This is a genomic window from Myxococcus xanthus (assembly GCF_013116825.1).
Classification (GTDB): domain Bacteria; phylum Myxococcota; class Myxococcia; order Myxococcales; family Myxococcaceae; genus Myxococcus; species Myxococcus xanthus_B.
On record NZ_JABFNS010000006.1, the window covers coordinates 67419 to 82804 of the forward strand.

Below are 15386 nucleotides of genomic sequence, written 5' to 3' on the forward strand. Positions count from 1 at the left end.
GGTGTCGGGGCGCAATGGTCTGTTACTTCTCGATGCGTTCCTTGACGTCAAAACGCCCGGCCAGCACCTGATGTTTCTCAATCACCAGCCGGTCCGCCGTCAGCACGCCCCGGACGTCCAGGCTGTAGTCGTTGTAGAGGGCGTCCACGGTCGAGGCCTTGAGGCTCCCTCCAATGATGACGGGGCCCTCGGTCTGGAAGGTGTCGCATTCGAAGTCACCGCCCACGAAGAGCTGGCACCCTTCGAAGTTGGAGGCCTTGCCGTTCACCGTCAGGTTCCCCGTCACCAGGAGCGACAGCACCTTCAGGGGGCCCTCCACCACCAGGTCTCCGTGGTGGACGAAGGGGTTCTTGGCCACCTTCTTGAGCGTCTTGCTCGCGGGGGCCCGCGTGGAGACCTGCCGGATGAGGTCGATGGTGGCGAAGACGAGCGGGGCGTTCGTGTTGCCGTGCTCTGCGATGCCCGCGTAGAGCTGGTCGACGGTGACCGAGTACTCCTCGACGAAGACACTCTCCATGAACGCGCGGAGCTGCTCCCACGTCTTGGGGGCGACCCCCGCGGGAGCGTCCCCTGACAGGTATTGGGTGACGCGCTCCTCGGAGAGCTCCTTCGCCTTCTTGGGCGGAGGGCCTCGCTGGTCCTTGGTCTTCTTCAGGAGCTCCACGAGCAGGGGGCCCACGTTCTTGCTGTGCCGCGAGGCGCGGGCGACGGAGAGCACCGACCTGCCCCCCTCCGTCTTCAGCCGAGGGTCGATGCCCTGCTCGATGAAGAACCGCACGACGCGGTCAGCGCCGAACTCCGCGGCCCGGTGAATCGGGAACTCGTAGTTCGAGCCCGCCCGGATGTCGGCGCCGTACTCCATGAGCAACTGGATGACTTCGACGTTGTTCTGGGGGACGGCGAGCATCATCGGCGAGTGCCCGTTGATGGTCTCGAAGTCCAGGCTGACGCCGCCGGCCAGCAGTGCCCGGAGTTGAGCCACCACCTCGGCGTTCTTGCGCTCCGCCTTGGCCAGGCTCTGCCGATATTCAGCCTCCGGCATTTCGACCCGGTGATAGGTCTGGATGTAGTGGAGGTCGTCAATCTGCTGGATGAGCTTTTCGAGCTCCCGCTGCTGCTCCGTCATCGAATCCGTTCCTTCAGTGCGCGATGCGGCTCACGCCCACCGCACCACCAGCTTGCCCACCGAGTCATTGCCGGCCATGCGCTCCAGCGCCTGCCGGATGTCCGCGCGCGGCACCGCCGCGTCTATCATGGGCCGCAGCGCCCCTGTGCGGAACAGCGGCAGCAGATGCCGCTCCGCGCTCTGCGCCAGCGCGATCTTCTCTTCCAGCGGACGGCTGCGCAGCACGGTGCCGGTGACACGCAGCCGCTTCGTCAGCACCGTGCCCAGGTTCACCTCGGTGGCCGCGCCCGCCACCAGCCCCACCAGCATCAGCCGCCCCCGGGGCGCCAGGGCGTTCAGCGTCTCCGGCACGTAGCTGCCGCCCACCAGGTCCAGGCACAGGTCCGCGCCCCGGCCGCCTGTCTCCTCGCGCACCGCGTCCGCGAAGCGCGGCGGCTTGGCGTCACACAGCACCGTGCGAGCCACACCCCACTCGGCCGCGCGGGTCAGCTTCGCCGCGTTGCGGCCGGTGCCCACCACGCGCGCGCCCATGGCCTGGCAGATGAGCGCCGCCGCCGAGCCCACGCCACTGGCCACCGCGTGGACGAGCACCGTCTCGCCGGGCTTGAGCTCGCCCTGGAGCACCAGCGCGTCGAACGCGGTCAGGTACGCCTCCGGAATGGCCGCCGCGTCGGTGAAGTCCATCCCGTCGGGGATGGGCATCGCCTCTCGCTCATGGGTGACGAGCAGCTCCGACCAGGCGCCCCCGCCCACCAGCCCCATGACGCGGTCGCCGGGCTGGAAGCGGCGTGCGCGCGGGCCCACAGCCACCACCTCGCCCGCGTACTCCAGGCCGGGAATGTCCGGTGCCACGTCAGGCGGGGCGGGGTAGTGACCACGAAGCTGCAGAAGGTCCGCTCGGTTGAGCGCGGACGCTCGCACCCGGACCAGAATCTCCCCTGGGCCTGGGACCGGCTCGGGGCGTTCTTCCTCGGCGAGGACCTCGGGGCCTCCTGGGCGGGTGATGCGAAGGACCTTCATGGCAGGCGCCTCCCTTGGAATGGTGGGAACGAAACATCCTGGCTCGCGAGAGCGTCAACGCTTATCTAGAACACCGTCCATCATGAGCACCCTGACGTGTCCCATCTGCCAGAAGCCCGTTCCCCCGCGCGGGGAGAACGCTGCTTTTCCCTTCTGTTCCAAGCGCTGCCGCGCCGTGGACCTCGGCCGGTGGCTCGGCGAGGAGTACCGCGTCCCCGACCGGCAGGCGGATGAGCAGGAAGACGAGCTGCCCGCCGACAGCCACCCGGCACGCCAGCACGGCGACGCATGAGCGGCTTCGTCGACCTGCACTGCCATCTGCTGCCCGGCGTGGATGACGGAGCACGCACGCTGGAAGACGCGCTGGAGATGGCGCGTGCGCTGGTCGACCTCGGCTTCTCCACCGTCGCCCCCAGTCCGCACGCGCGCCCCGAGTACGCCCCCGTGGAGGTGGTGGACGTGCGCCGCGCGGAGCTGGCGGAGGCCCTGGAGCGCGAGCGCATCCCGCTGACATTGGGGCGCAACGCGGAGAACGTGCTCGACGATGCCTTCCTGCGAGGCCTCAGCACGCCCCAGGCCCGAAAGTTGGGCCCTGGCCGCTATGTGCTCGTGGAGTTGCCCTACACCGCGCCCGTCCCCGCGCTGCCGGACATCCTCTTCCGCATCCGCACCAAGGGCGTGGTGCCGTTGTTGGCGCATCCCGAGCGCTGCCTGGAGTTCGAGCGGAAGGGCCGCGCCGCCGAGGCCGTGCGAGCTGGGGCATTGTTGCAACTGGATATCGGTGCGCTCATCGGCCGCTATGGCGGCACGGCGAAGAAGCTGTCCCGCGCCTTCCTGGATGACGGGCTCTATGCGGTGGGCGCCACGGACCTGCATGGGCCCGTGGGGGCCCGGGACTGGGTGGGGCGCTCACTGGCGGAGCTGCGGAGCAGGGCAGGGGAGGCGAGCTTCGCCCGTCTCATGAGGGACAATCCCGCGATTTTGTTGGCCGGGGAGTCACTGGAGTCCGACCCGGACTGACGGTATACCCGGCCGCTGTGAAACGTGCCGTCAAACTCCTGGCCAGCCTCCTGGTCACCTTCCTCTTCATGTGGTGGGCCTTCCGGGACACGGACTGGGCGACGCAGCTGGCCAGCCTGAAGTCGGCCAACTACGCGTGGTTGGTGCCGTACTTCGGCTGCCTGTTGGCCATCCACGTCTTCCGCACCCTGCGTTGGGGCTGCCTTCTGTCGGGCCTGGAGCAGGTCCCGTTCCGGAAGCTGAACGAGGCGTCCGGCATCGGCTTCATGATGCTGCTGGTGCTGCCCTTCCGCCTGGGCGAGTTCGCGCGGCCCTTCCTCATCGCGCAGCGCAGTGGCATCCGCCGCAGCGCGGCCATGACGTCCGTGGTGCTGGAGCGCATCGTGGACGGCCTCTTCGTGGCGGCGATGCTGCGAGCGCTGCTCTTCTTCGTGCCCACGGAGACGCCGGAGATTCGCTACGTCAAGCTGGGCTCGTGGCTGATGTTCGCGGTGTTCGGCGGCGGTCTGGCGTTCCTCCTCTTCGGCCTCTGGCAGCAGCAGCGCACGGTGAATCTGGTGCGCGCCACGGTGGGCCGGCTGGCGCCGCAGGTGGCGGACAAGGTCGCGGACATCGTCGACACCTTCGTGGGCGCCATGCGGCAGCTGCCGAAGGGGCGGCAGGTCGCGCTCTTCTTCCTCTACACTGCGCTGTACTGGGGCGTGAATGGCGCGGGGATGTCCCTGCTGGCCAACGCCTTCGACTGCTCGGGCGCGGCGCCCGGCACCGTCTGCGAGCCCATGGACCTGACGCTCTTCCAGGCCTACGTCGTGCTGGGCGTGCTGGTGGTGGGGCTGATGATTCCAGCGGCGCCGGGGATGATGGGCACCTTCCAGGCGGCCACGAAGGTGGGCCTGAGCCTCTTCCTGCCGGCCGCCGCGGTGAATGCCAGCGGGCTGGCCTACGCCAACGTCATGTGGCTGAGCCAGACGGTGCAGCAGGTGGGCCTGGGCCTCATCCTGCTGTCCATGGGCCACCTGTCGTTCAAGGACATCGCCGGCAAGCTGGACGACAAGGACGGGGAGGCGGCGGCACCTTCCGCCTGACACCGGGGCCGCATCCCGGCCCCGGTTGCCGTGTCGATGCGGCGTCCTACGGCGTGGGCGTCGACGCCTGCCCCGCCTCCGCGGGAGCGGCCTCCGTCTTCGCGGGGGCGGTGTCGCCGCTCTTGCCCGTCACCACGCCCTTCACCTTCTCCATGGCGGCCTTCGGGTCGATGTTGCCCTTGAGGGTGCCGAACGGCGTGTCGATGACCTGCTCCCGCTTCTCCTCGGAGGCGTAGCCCTCTGGCGCGCACAGGGCCTTAGCGGTGTCGCGCACGGAGACGACGGGGGTGTTGATGGTGGTGGAGTCCTCGGACGTGGCCTTGGCGACGAGCTTGTCGTCGCGCATCAGCACGCAGCGGTCCTCGCCGTAGTACCAGGCGGTGGAGCTGTCCGGGAACTCCTGCGCGCGCGTGGGCCCCGAGCCCATGGCATCGACGACTTGGTGGGACGACATGCCCGGGTAGAGCTTGTCGAAGCCGGAGGTGGCACAGCCGGCGGCGGCGAGCGCGAGTGCGGCGCTGACTATCGGGAGACGCATGGGGTGTGGGGCTCCTTCCGAAAGGGAATCGCGGAGCATACCCCGGCGTCACGTCCGGCCTCCAAGTCGGGGGCCGGACGCATCGTGTCAGAGTTCCTGATCCAACCAGCGGACGATGGCCTCGCGAATCGAGGCCGGCCGCTCGGAGTCCAGGCGGGTGCGAGGCAGGCGGGCCGCGTCGGCGTCGCGCAGCATTGAGGCGGGCAGCAGCTCACGCGTGCGAGGAAGGGATGCGCGAGGCGCGACGGCGGCGGACCTCATGACTGGCCTTCCTCCTTGGGCGCGCCGCGGCCGTACTTGCCGAGCAGGTCTTCCACGGCCTCGCGCAGGTACTCGCTCTGGTGGATGCGGGTCCGCCGCGCCAGCTCGCGCAGCTTCTGGACCTGCTCCTCGGGGACCAGGACGTGGGTGGAGACGATGTCGGCGTCCGGGCCTCGGACGTCGACAGACACTTCCGAGACCGCCGGGGATGACGGAGCCTCGGGGCTCAGGGGACTGGCGCTTCCATCCTGCATCGGACTTCCTCCGGGCGTGGCTGCTACAGGCCGCTACCTGCCTGTCCGCGGCATTAGGCGGGCGGACGGGCACGCCGTCAAAAAATGCGCCGGGGGCCAGGGGCTCGAGCCGTGCCGCACCTCGCGTTGACAGGGCGGTACCTCGCTGCTACTTCGCCGCTTGCCTTAGGGGAGTAGTTCACGCCAGCGGCGCTGGCGGCGGGAAGCTCGACACACTGGCTGGAAACGGCCCGGGCCCCCACCTCGTGATGTTCGCGAGACGAACGAGACCTTCGGACAGGGATTGTCGTTTCTTCCTGGCCGAGGTCCGTCGTGCGCGCGTGCTGCCCTGGCGTCTCCCACGAGCCTGAACCCCGGCCCTGTGATTGCGAGGGAGTCGTCATGTTGGAAGCGCTCGTGGGTTCGTTCGTGTTGGTGGCCGCCAGTGAGATGGGGGACAAGACGCAGTTGCTCGCGTTCTCCCTGGCCACGCGGTTTCGCAAGCCGTGGCATGTGCTGGCGGGCATCTTCGTCGCCACCGTGGCCAATCACGCGCTGGCGTCCAGCGTGGGCAGTTGGGTGTCCACGCACGTGCCGGCGAAGTGGATGGCGCTGCTCCTGGCGGTGCTCTTCATCGGCTTCGGTTTGTGGACGCTCAAGCCGGACACGCTGGATGAAGATGGCGGCAAGCCGCCGCGCTTCGGCGCCTTCCTCACCACGGTGGTGCTCTTCTTCCTCGCGGAGATGGGGGACAAGACGCAGCTGGCCACCATGGCGGTGGCGGCGCGCTATCAGGCGCCCTTGACGGTGACCTTGGGCACCACGGCCGGGATGATGCTGTCGGACGGCCTGGCCGTGTTCCTGGGAGACCGGCTCGCCGGGCGGGTGCAGATGAGCTGGGTGCGGTGGGCCGCCGCCAGCCTCTTCTTCATCTTCGGTGCCCTGTCGTTGTGGACGGCGCTCCGGATGTCCTGACAGCTGGGACACGCAGTGTGAATGTGCCGATGTGACGGAGAAGTGTATTGCGCTCCATCACGGGAAAAGCTCCCATATGAGAGGTCCGGGTTGACCCGGACCTTTCTTCAGGAGCTGGAATGCGTTCCCCCATTCGTTTCTCCGCGATGATTCTGATGAGCGCCCTCATGGGCGCGGGTTGCAACGGTGCCCAGCCGCAGGACCCGCCGCCCGAGGCCGAGGTGGTTGCCGAGACGGCGGAAGTGAAGCAGGGCGCCGTGGGCGACGTGGTGCTGCGCTGTGACGAGTTCCAGGGCGGCACGCACCTGGAGGTCGTCCAGACGGCGACCGGCTTCGAGGCCGCGTACGTCTCCGAGGAGTACGACCCCTGGGATTGTCGCTGCACGTACACGAAGCGCGAGATCCTGGGGCAGTACAACCAGTGCCGCCGGTCCACGGTGGACCCGCGCATCATGAACTGCTACCGCATCGAGCCGAGCGGCACCATTGGCAAGGTGGTGCTGTCCACCACGCGCGTGCAGAAGACGCAGATGGTCATCGGCAGCAGCACGACGGTGAACTACAGCGAGCTGAGCGTCGCGGCCATCAACCAGGACCCCGGCCAGACGCCGCGCCGTGACTACGTCTTCCCGCTGAGCGACTGCCAGTAAGCTGTTCCAGGGCCGGGGCGCCGTCGAGCCCCGGCCTTTTTTCGTGGGGGGAGGCGATGATTTTGGGGGCGGTGGGGCGTCTCACTGGCAGGAGCCCATTCCCTGGAGGTCATCGTGGCATCGCAAGCTTCCCCGCAGGACCTGGCACCGCGCGGTCCCCATGTCGTCGTGAGTCTGCCGACGCGGGACCTGAAGCGGGCCTTTCATTTCTACAGAGAGGGCCTCGGCTTCCGCCTCGTCGTCGAGACGGCGGACGGCGCGATGCCCGAGCCCGTCCACTTCACGCTCAACGCGGGCGTCAGCCTGATGCTCATCCCCACCGGCGGCTTCGGCTGGGTGGCGGGGGGCAACAAGGTCGCGGAGCAGGGCGTTTCGGAGTGCATCCTGAGCCTGTTCCTGGAGACGGAGGCCCAGGTGGACGCGCTCATTGCCCGGGCGCGGGAGGCGGGGGCGGAGGTCCCGGCCCCACCGGGGAAGCAGCCCTGGGGGTACTCGGCGACGTTCAAGGACCCGGACGGCCACGTGTGGATGCTGGACGTGGCGGGCTGAGGGCGGGGCTTCCGGCCAGGCCTCAGTGCTCGAAGATCCGGCCATTCGTCGACCAGGGAGGGGTGTAGCCCTGGTTGATGAACTGCCCCATCACCCGGCCGAGCGCGGTGATGGCCTCTCGCTCGATGGCGGTGAGGCCGGGGTGCCAGATGTCGAGCAGCAGACAGACCCGAGGCCGGTCGCTGTTGTTCCACACCTCGTGCAGGAAGGTGTCGTCGAAGAACAGGGACTCGCCCTCCACCCATTCGCGCGTCTCACCGTCTACCCGGATCCGGCAGTCGGGCGGAACGATGCGCGTTCGTAGGCCAGCAGTTCGCCCTGGTGCGCGCGCGTCAGGAATTCCTCGCGCAGCATCGGCGTGGCTTCTTTCAGGAGGCGGGCCAGGGATTCGAGCGAGGGGGACTCGGAGGCCGAGTACCAGCCGCGCGTGCCCAGACCCGGGAAGTAGAACAATGACGGGCGTTGCAGCGCCGGCAGCGGTGGGAGGGGCTGTCGCCCCTTGTTGATGAGCAGGGTTTCTTCCACACGCGCGAGCGCCTCACCCGCATGGGTTCGACGGAAGGGAATCATGGCCGCGTCGAGCGCTTCGATGATGGGATTGGACATGGGGTGTCGTGGAGAACTCTGTGTGGGTTGAATTCTTGAGAGGAAATTCCTGGGCGGTCTGGGGTGTCTTGCGATTCAGGTCGGGGTGGCTTCTATTGTCGTGGCTCTAGGCGGAGTGTTTGTTTTGTCGTTGAGGTGGGTGTGTAATGGTTGTCAATGCGAGGGCTTGTCATGACCGTCAAAGTGTCCAGCGGTGCCTGTGAGTTCTCCTGACGCCCCCGCCCATGCCGGGGAGGCTCTCGGCCGGGGAGGCCCGGCCCTGGCATTGGCAGCCCTGCCCGGGGGGGCCGCCCGCCGGCTTCGTGAGCCGGCCCTTCTGGCTGTTCTGGTTCGTCGAGAAGATCTCCGTCGCCGGCCGATGGATGATGGAGATTGCGGGCGGTTGGCTGGTGGCCCGGCTCGCGGATTCGGCGGCGCAGGTCGCGTCATTAATCAGCATCGCCAGCATTCCGGTGCTGGTGAGCATGGCCTGGGCGGGGCAGGTGGCGGATCGCGCTACGACCAGCGGCGGACGGTCCTGCTGACGGAGGTCCTGGCGTGTGTCCTCGCGGTGGTCAGCGCCATCATGGTGCACGCGGAGCTCGCCACGCTGCTGGCCGTGGCGGTGTGGTGGATGCCTTCAACCGGCCCGCGAAGCAGGCGCTGTCCGCGGAGCTCGTCGAGCGCCATCAGCTTTCGAACGCGGTCGCGATGCTGGGCATGTCGGGGCTCTTGGGACGCCTGGTCGGGCCCGCGCTGGCCGCGGCCATCCTGACGGTTCATCCAGCTCACGTGTCCCCAGGACCTCCAGGGGCGGCTGTTGGGCCTTCACAACATCCTGTTCGCGGTCGTCCCTCCCGCGGGCATCGTCATGGGCATGTTGACCCACTATGTCGAGCTGCGCGTCAGCATGCGCTTCTTCGGGCTGCTGTTCGCCGGGGTTTCGACGGCATGGTTGCTGCTCGCGCGGATTGGATCCGCGGACCTCACGAGGGCGGAAGGAAACGGTGTCGTATGAGTGCCTCCAGTTCTTCAGACATCCTGGCGCGGTTCGAGAAACTCGTCCGGCGGCGCGCGGTGTCCTCCGACCCCGCGTGGCGCATGGAGAGCGGGGAGGGCTTCCTCCGGGCCCTCGGGCCTTCGCCATCCCCTTTTGACAATTCCCTGTGTTGGGCCCACACGGATGAAGAGAACGTGGAGGCGGTCATCGCGGCACAGATGGCGTATTTCCGCTCATTGGGGCGCGCCTTCATGTGGAAGGTCTACACCCAGGACAGCCCCAGTGATTTGGAGACGCGTCTACTCCGAGCAGGGTTCGAGGTTCAGGCGCACGTGACGCTGGTCGTGCTCGACACGGCCCGCTCGCAGCCCGCGACCGCGCTTCCTCCGGGCGTCGAAATCCGGCGCGTGGACGACGCCACCGGGCTCGCGGCGGCCATGAAGGTGCAAGAGGTCGTCTGGAGTCAGGACTGCCAATGGTTGCACGACGCATTGAAGGAGGAGCTGCGGACGCAGCCGGACACGCTGAGCATCTTCGTGGGGTGGTCGGAAGGACGGCCCGTGTGCTCCAGTTGGATTCGCATCGAGGAGGGGGCGCGCTTCGCCAGTCTTTGGGGCGGCTCGGTCCTCCCGGACTTCCGGGGCAGGGGCTTCTACCGCGCCATGGTGGCGGCGCGGGCCGAGGTGGCGCGTCAACGCGACATCGCGCACCTCTATGTCGAGGCGGGCGACATGAGCCGGCCCATCCTCGAGCGCCTCGGCTTCCAGGCGCTCTCCCAGGTGGCCAAGTGCATCTACCGTCCGCCTGGCGTCGCGTGAGGCGAAGCTCGCCCAGGCGCCGCACGGGGTGAGACCTAAGAACTCGTTTCACAACCTCCGTCCCACTCGGCGCAGGAGCACGATGCAGCAGCCGAACTGAAGCAGCGCGAGGTGGAGATCGGCGCGCCGCTCCTCGCGGACGCGCAGCCGCTTGAAACTGTGGAGCCAGGCCAGGGTGCGCTCCACCACCCAACGGTAGCGGCCCAGCCGCTCGCTCGACTCGATCCTCTGTCCGTGGGGTTCTTTCCCGTTTCGGGCCCCCCTTTTCGCCCGGACACTGCCCGAGTCAAACGCGGCGCGGCTCCAGTCGATACGCCCCTTCATGCCCAACTCCCGCTCGGGTAGCTGATGGACGGCCGACGATGCAGCGGAATCTGGTCTGGGCCGCCCACCGATGGTGGATGACTCCCACCAAGGCAGCCTCAGCCTTGGCGACCTCTACGGACGAACCACCTCCGCAGGATGAGCGTGGCGGCGCCGAACAACAACAGCAGGCTGCCGGCGATCACCGACTGCACCGGCAAGCTGAACGCCATGGCCGCGCACCCGACCAGCGCAGAGGCTGCGAGCCACCTAGGGGGCATCTCCCCCGAGTTGGGGAAGGGGAGTGGCCGGGCGCGATGGCGCTTCAGCGCCCCCCAGCTACGCGCGCCTTGCTGGTACCCACCTTGTACCCACTCTCGTGGCCACCGGTGGATGACCCTGGATAATAGAAAACCCCCGGAACCTTAACGATTCCGAGGGCTTCTCTGTGGCCAGGGTCAGACTTGAACTGACTACCTGCGGATTATGAGACCGCCGCTCTAACCAGGTGAGCTACCTGGCCGTAAGTGGGATGCAACCTACGGCTTTTACTGCGGAACTTCCACTGCCTTCCTACCTGCTCGCCCGCTGTCCGTGCAACAGCTTTGGTAACGGGGTGGGTACTTCGCGCTTCGGGGCGGCTCTATACCACATGACGGGCGGAGGGCAACGGGAACGACACGGCCAACCTTCGCGGGGCCAGACCTCGGTCCCGAGCGCTTCGCTCGCCAGACGTGGAAATGGGTTTTCTTCCTGACAGGGCGCCTCGAACCCACAGGAAATGCGAGGTGACTTTGGGGTCGATTGAGGCGCGGCATGCGTGGCGCGCGGTCGCCATAGTCGGGGGGGCTCCAGCAACAATCAACGCACCCTCCACCAGATGTGCGTGGCGGGATTGGGCATCACGCGCTGCATCCTGGCCGTCTTGGAAGACGAACTGTGACAGGGACAGCTCGAAGTGCTCCTACCGGAACGGTGGCTCGGGCTGTTTCGCGAACCACTGCTTCGCGTTCAGCAGGTGCAGGTCCTGTCCGCCGGGTTTGAATTCGATTCCGCCGGTGAGGGCGCCCAGGGTCGCCAGGAGCGCGCCCTGCAGCTCTCCGCCTGCGAGGTCCAGGTGTCCTCGCAGGGAGAAGCCGTCACCGTCCGCCTTCAGCTCGCGCAGTTGGAGTCCGCCTTCGTCAATCTGCACCCGGCCCGTCACGGTGACGTCCCGGATGTTGAGCAGGGACGTCAGGAAGCGCGGCAGATTCTTCGCGGACGTGAGCAGCGCGGCGACAGGCTGTGTGTCCGTGAGCTTGCTGGCGAAGTGCGCCGACAGCACCGTCGGAGACAGGGACAGTCGGGCCTGGGGCAGGGTGAAGACGCCGCTCCAGGCGCGGATGGGTACGGGGCCATTCGTGGACACGTTCGTCAGCCGGAGCGTCGTCCCCGTCAGTGTCAGGGACTTCGTGTCCCACGACATGTTCCGGGCGTCTACGTCCGCCTCGGCACGCAACAGGACCTTGACGCTGCCCATACGTCCGGAGACGAGGTCGGAGTCCACGCTCAGCCGCAGCGAGTCCTGGACCTTCGCGGACTTCGACCGCTCCCGGCTCTGCACCGTCATGAACCCGGAGTCGATTTCCATCGTCCGCGCCAGCCAGGGGTTGAGCATCCTCAAGTCCAACGGCCGGCTCCTGGCCACGCGGAGGTCCGGCTCCAGCTCCCAATCCGACTGCTCCGCGCTGCGACGCGCGAGGACGGTGAGGGTGATTTCAGGGACCTCTGCTCCCGTTCCTTCGGGACCGGACACTCGCACGGGCGCGAAGGAAAGCGTTGCCGTCCCTTTCCTCGCGCCCTGGCTCTCCGAAGCCAGCGAGGCCTTGAGTGCCCAGGGCGCACGCGCTCGGATGGGACCGGCCCGCACGTTCAACTCCTGGCCCTGGACGTCAATGCGGCTGTCATCGGCCAGCCCGCCGTCTTTGATGCGGAGCTCCAGGTCCACCTTGCCTTCGCCCCCTTTCAGGGAGACGGCGTTGTTCGACCCCAGGTGCTCGTTCAGCCAGTCCAGTGGGAGCAGCTCCATCTGGCCCGTCACCTGTGCGCTGAGCGCCCGTGAGAGGTCCCAGCCCTGGCTGTCCGTGAAGGGGACTTCGAGCTGTGCCTTGGCCTCCAGGCGCTCCAGCCGGGTGACAGGTTTCCGGTCGAGCTCCATGGCTCCGGAGACCACGCGAATCGAAGGCGTCTCGACGTGGATGCGCTCCCGACCCTTGAGGTCCAGCGAGCCTTGCACGTCCAGGTTCCCCACGAAGCGGACCCGGCCGAAGTCCAACTCGCGAACCTCGTGGACCGTTACGTCGGCCAGTTGGATGACCCACGGGCGGTAGTCCGGGCCCGGTGGCGGTTCCTTCTCGATGCCGAATGAAGGTTCAATCCGGAAGCGCGCGCCATGCCCGTCGATGCGCTGCACGTCCACGCGCTTGCTCAGCAGGGCGGTCAGCGACACGTTGGCCTCCAACGCGTCCAGGTTCACCTGCCACCACTGGTTTTGATTCTGCTGGGTCAGCGTGAAGTCGCGGAGGTGGAGCTGTCCGAAGGGCCAGAGCCACCACGCGCGCTTCCAGGCGAGCTCGGTCCGGTTGGTGGACCGGCGCATGATGGCCTGGACGGCGCCCAGGTTGAGCGCCACGTTGATGGAGACTTCCAGCACCACGAGTGCGCCCAAGGTCCATGCGACGGCGCGCGGCCACCGTTTCTTGCGAGGGACTGTGTCCTGGACCGCTGGCGGCGGGATGAGCGTCATGTCGCGGGTACCCGGTGGGATGTCCAGGGGGAGCGGCGCGGGCCGTTCCCGGAAGGCGCGGGCGTTGTCTCCCGCCTCCCTCCGGATGCCTCAGCCGCCGCGCGCATACAAGGCGCCAGCAGGCCCGCGAGTCCGATTCGCTCCCGGAGTGTCCGCGGGTGAGCCGATGCCAGAGGGGCGAGGTCTGGACTGGGAAGGGCGGGGGATTGGTGGAAGGCTCGGCGCATGGACTCGGACACGCGGCAACACCTCGGCAACCTCCACGGAACGGCAGCGCCAGCGAAGGCCTGAGCCGCGCGTCACGAAAGGTTCCTCACCGTGCATCTGCTGTACGCCTTCGGGCTCTTCGTCGTCACCGCGGTGGCCGAAGTGGTGGGCTGCTATCTGCCCTACCTCTGGCTCCGTCAGGGAAAGTCGCCACTGCTCCTCATCCCCGCCGCGGGGAGCCTCGCCGTCTTCGCGTGGCTGCTGACGCTTCACCCGACAGGCGCGGCCCGCACCTATGCGGCCTACGGCGGGGTGTACATCGCCGTGGCGCTCGTCTGGCTGTGGCTCGTGGAAGGGGAGCGGCCCACGACGTGGGACCTCGTGGGCGCGCTCGTCGCCATCCTGGGAATGGCCATCATCGTGCTCGGCCCTCGCAGGTAGCGAGGGACTGCTTCATCAAGCCGCACAGGACAGACTACGCGGCCCAGCGTTGGAGGCTGCCCTCCACGTACTTCGCCCGGCAGGCGCGCCGCTGGACCTTGCCACTGGACGTCTTGAGGACCTCACCCTGCTGGAGCAGGACAACCTCGTGGACGTCCACCGAGTGCGCGGCGGCCACGGCCTGCCGGATGGTCTTCTGGAGCCCGCTCACGTCCAGAGCCTGGGTACCGTCGCCCTGTTCGGACGGCGCGAAGCGGGCGCTGACCTCCACCAGCACCACCAGCCGCTCGCCCTCAGGATGGTCGACGGAGAACGCCACCGAGCAGCCAGGGCGCAGCGCTGGGTGCTGGCTCTCGGCCGTCAGCTCGAGGTCCTGCGGGTAGTGGTTCCGGCCGTCGACGATGATGAGGTCCTTGATGCGGCCGGTGACATACAGCTCTCCGTCAATCATGAAGCCCAAATCGCCGGTACGCAGGAAGGGACCTTCCTCGCTGCCCTGGATGCGCGCCTGGAAGGTCTCTGCGTTCGTCTCCTCGCGTCCCCAGTAGCCGTGAGTGACGTGGGGACCGGCCGTCCAGATTTCGCCCACCTCGCCCGGTGCGCACGCCACCAGCGTCTCTGGATTCACGATGCGGATGAGGCTGTCACCCCAACTCCGCCCGGAGCTGACGAGCGTCCGCGCGGACGGGCCCGGCGGTGCGGCCACGGCGCGGTTCTGTTCGAGCGCCGCCGAATCCACGATGAGGTGACGTGGCAGCTCGGAGGTGATGCCTCCCGACACGAAGAGCGTCGCCTCCGCGAGGCCATAGCAGGGATAGAAGGCCTCACGGCGGAAGCCGGCGGGCGCGAAGGTGTCCGCGAACTCCGCCAGCGTCTCCGCCCGCACGGGCTCCGCGCCATTGAAGGCGACGCGCCACGAACTCAGGTCCAGCGAAGCGAGTTGCTCCGGCTTCACCTTTCGCGTGCAGAGCGCGTAGGCGAAGTTGGGCCCGCCGCTCGTCGTCGCACGGTACTTCGTGATGGTGTTCAACCAGCGGATGGGGCGCTGCAGGAAGGACCACGGGGACATCACGACGGAGTGCGCGCCCAGGTACATTGGCTGGAGCACCGTGCCGATGAGCCCCATGTCGTGGTACAGCGGCAGCCAGCCGCATATCGTCGGCGGGTCGTCGTGGCTGAAGCCCTGCCGGATCATCTCCTCGTTGGACATCAGATTCCGGTGCAGCACCATCACGCCCTTGGGCGTCGACGTGGAGCCTGACGTGTACTGGAGGAAGGCCAGCGTGTCGCCGGTGATGGCGGGGCGCTTCCAGCCGTCCTCCAGCCCTTCCTCCAGCGCGTCCGTGGCAATCCAGCGGATGTCCTTCAGGACGGGGTACGTCTCGGCCAGCGCGTTCACGCTCTCCAGGATTTCGCGCGTCGTGAGCGCGAAGCGCGGCTTCGCATCCTGGAGGATGGAGAGGATGCGCGTGACAGCCTGGAGCTGCGCGGGAGGATAGGCCGGCACCGCGGCCACGCCCGCGTACAGGCTGCCGAAGAACGCCGCGATGTAGTCGAGCCCCGGTGGATACAGCAGCAGCGCTCGCTCCCCAGCGCCCTTGTGCTCCTGCAGCGCCGCGGCAATGGCGCGGGCCTGGCGATCCAACTCGCCATAGGTCCAGGTGGTCTCCTGGCCTTCACCATCCTGGAGGAACGTATAGGCGCGGGCCTCGGTCTGGTTCGAGGCGCGCCAGCGCAGCAGGTCGGTCAGGGTCTGCACGGAACGGCTGGGACTCGGCACGGCGGGTCTC

General features: G+C 67.8%; 19 protein-coding genes, 1 tRNA gene and 1 pseudogene. 10 read left to right on the plus strand and 11 right to left on the minus strand.

Features of this window, described 5'->3' with window-relative positions; all coding sequences use genetic code 11:
- Window positions 1-22 precede the first annotated feature (22 nt).
- Window positions 23-1126 (minus strand): ankyrin repeat domain-containing protein, encoded by a 1104-nt coding sequence (locus tag HNV26_RS03050; protein ID WP_171439841.1) that lies wholly within the window; start codon window positions 1124-1126, stop codon window positions 23-25.
- A gap of 30 nt (window positions 1127-1156) precedes the next feature.
- Window positions 1157-2146, minus strand: coding sequence for an NAD(P)H-quinone oxidoreductase (locus HNV26_RS03055; RefSeq protein ID WP_171439840.1), 990 nt, complete (start codon window positions 2144-2146; stop codon window positions 1157-1159).
- An 82-nt stretch (window positions 2147-2228) separates the two neighbouring features.
- Between HNV26_RS03055 and HNV26_RS03060 the strand changes: the two genes are divergently transcribed.
- From HNV26_RS03060 to HNV26_RS03070, 3 genes are read left to right on the plus strand one after another with little or no spacing between them, the layout of a single operon-like run.
- Window positions 2229-2438, plus strand: coding sequence for a DNA gyrase inhibitor YacG (locus HNV26_RS03060; RefSeq protein WP_020478355.1), 210 nt, complete (start codon window positions 2229-2231; stop codon window positions 2436-2438).
- Entirely contained in the window at window positions 2435-3166 is a 732-nt protein-coding gene (locus HNV26_RS03065; RefSeq protein ID WP_171439839.1) for a tyrosine-protein phosphatase, read from the plus strand. Before HNV26_RS03060 ends, HNV26_RS03065 begins: the two co-directional genes overlap by 4 nt.
- Window positions 3167-3183: 17 nt before the next feature.
- Window positions 3184-4251 (plus strand): lysylphosphatidylglycerol synthase transmembrane domain-containing protein, encoded by a 1068-nt coding sequence (locus HNV26_RS03070; RefSeq protein WP_171439838.1) that lies wholly within the window; start codon window positions 3184-3186, stop codon window positions 4249-4251.
- A 46-nt stretch (window positions 4252-4297) separates the two neighbouring features.
- Here the strand turns inward: HNV26_RS03070 and HNV26_RS03075 are convergent, their stop codons facing one another.
- From HNV26_RS03075 to HNV26_RS03085, 3 genes are all read right to left on the minus strand, one after another.
- Window positions 4298-4789 (minus strand): hypothetical protein, encoded by a 492-nt coding sequence (locus tag HNV26_RS03075; RefSeq protein ID WP_171439837.1) that lies wholly within the window; start codon window positions 4787-4789, stop codon window positions 4298-4300.
- Between the two features lie 87 nt (window positions 4790-4876).
- On the minus strand, window positions 4877-5050 hold the full coding sequence (locus HNV26_RS03080) for a hypothetical protein (RefSeq protein WP_171439836.1): 174 nt from the start codon (window positions 5048-5050) through the stop codon (window positions 4877-4879).
- A complete protein-coding gene (locus HNV26_RS03085) occupies window positions 5047-5304 on the minus strand; it encodes a ribbon-helix-helix domain-containing protein (RefSeq protein WP_140863921.1) in 258 nt (85 codons plus the stop codon). Before HNV26_RS03085 ends, HNV26_RS03080 begins: the two co-directional genes overlap by 4 nt.
- A gap of 381 nt (window positions 5305-5685) precedes the next feature.
- Between HNV26_RS03085 and HNV26_RS03090 the strand changes: the two genes are divergently transcribed.
- From HNV26_RS03090 to HNV26_RS03100, 3 genes are all read left to right on the plus strand, one after another.
- On the plus strand, window positions 5686-6258 hold the full coding sequence (locus HNV26_RS03090; RefSeq protein WP_140793004.1) for a TMEM165/GDT1 family protein: 573 nt from the start codon (window positions 5686-5688) through the stop codon (window positions 6256-6258).
- Between the two features lie 119 nt (window positions 6259-6377).
- Window positions 6378-6908, plus strand: a complete 531-nt coding sequence (locus HNV26_RS03095; RefSeq protein ID WP_090490823.1) for a hypothetical protein — start codon at window positions 6378-6380, stop codon at window positions 6906-6908.
- 114 nt (window positions 6909-7022) lie between these two features.
- Window positions 7023-7457, plus strand: coding sequence for a VOC family protein (locus HNV26_RS03100; RefSeq protein ID WP_366816739.1), 435 nt, complete (start codon window positions 7023-7025; stop codon window positions 7455-7457).
- A 22-nt stretch (window positions 7458-7479) separates the two neighbouring features.
- Here the strand turns inward: HNV26_RS03100 and HNV26_RS38120 are convergent, their stop codons facing one another.
- Together HNV26_RS38120 and HNV26_RS38125 are read right to left on the minus strand one after the other, a co-directional pair.
- Window positions 7480-7698 (minus strand): aspartyl/asparaginyl beta-hydroxylase domain-containing protein, encoded by a 219-nt coding sequence (locus tag HNV26_RS38120; RefSeq protein WP_366816740.1) that lies wholly within the window; start codon window positions 7696-7698, stop codon window positions 7480-7482.
- Window positions 7699-7718: 20 nt separating this feature from the next.
- Window positions 7719-8063, minus strand: coding sequence for a hypothetical protein (locus tag HNV26_RS38125; protein ID WP_253816168.1), 345 nt, complete (start codon window positions 8061-8063; stop codon window positions 7719-7721).
- A 224-nt stretch (window positions 8064-8287) separates the two neighbouring features.
- Between HNV26_RS38125 and HNV26_RS03110 the strand changes: the two genes are divergently transcribed.
- From HNV26_RS03110 to HNV26_RS03120, 3 genes are all read left to right on the plus strand, one after another.
- Window positions 8288-8587, plus strand: a complete 300-nt coding sequence (locus tag HNV26_RS03110) for an MFS transporter (RefSeq protein ID WP_253816169.1) — start codon at window positions 8288-8290, stop codon at window positions 8585-8587.
- A gap of 275 nt (window positions 8588-8862) precedes the next feature.
- On the plus strand, window positions 8863-9060 hold the full coding sequence (locus HNV26_RS03115) for a hypothetical protein (RefSeq protein ID WP_225889041.1): 198 nt from the start codon (window positions 8863-8865) through the stop codon (window positions 9058-9060).
- Complete coding sequence (locus tag HNV26_RS03120; RefSeq protein ID WP_171439835.1) at window positions 9057-9860, plus strand: GNAT family N-acetyltransferase; 804 nt, start codon at window positions 9057-9059, stop codon at window positions 9858-9860. Before HNV26_RS03115 ends, HNV26_RS03120 begins: the two co-directional genes overlap by 4 nt.
- Before the next feature lie 48 nt (window positions 9861-9908).
- Here the strand turns inward: HNV26_RS03120 and HNV26_RS03125 are convergent.
- From HNV26_RS03125 to HNV26_RS03135, 3 genes and pseudogenes are all read right to left on the minus strand, one after another.
- A pseudogene (locus HNV26_RS03125) lies at window positions 9909-10067 on the minus strand (transposase); the annotation flags it as partial.
- A 545-nt stretch (window positions 10068-10612) separates the two neighbouring features.
- Window positions 10613-10686, minus strand: a tRNA-Ile gene (locus HNV26_RS03130).
- Window positions 10687-11127: 441 nt separating this feature from the next.
- Entirely contained in the window at window positions 11128-12870 is a 1743-nt protein-coding gene (locus HNV26_RS03135; protein WP_253816170.1) for an AsmA family protein, read from the minus strand.
- Window positions 12871-13266: 396 nt separating this feature from the next.
- Between HNV26_RS03135 and HNV26_RS03140 the strand changes: the two genes are divergently transcribed.
- Entirely contained in the window at window positions 13267-13596 is a 330-nt protein-coding gene (locus HNV26_RS03140; protein WP_171439834.1) for a YnfA family protein, read from the plus strand.
- Window positions 13597-13630: 34 nt separating this feature from the next.
- On the opposite strand, the gene HNV26_RS03145 is transcribed toward HNV26_RS03140, so the two are convergent.
- Window positions 13631-15376 carry a fatty acyl-AMP ligase gene (locus HNV26_RS03145; protein ID WP_171439833.1) on the minus strand — a complete coding sequence of 582 codons (1746 nt, stop codon included), beginning with the start codon at window positions 15374-15376 and terminating at the stop codon, window positions 13631-13633.
- Window positions 15377-15386 lie beyond the last annotated feature (10 nt).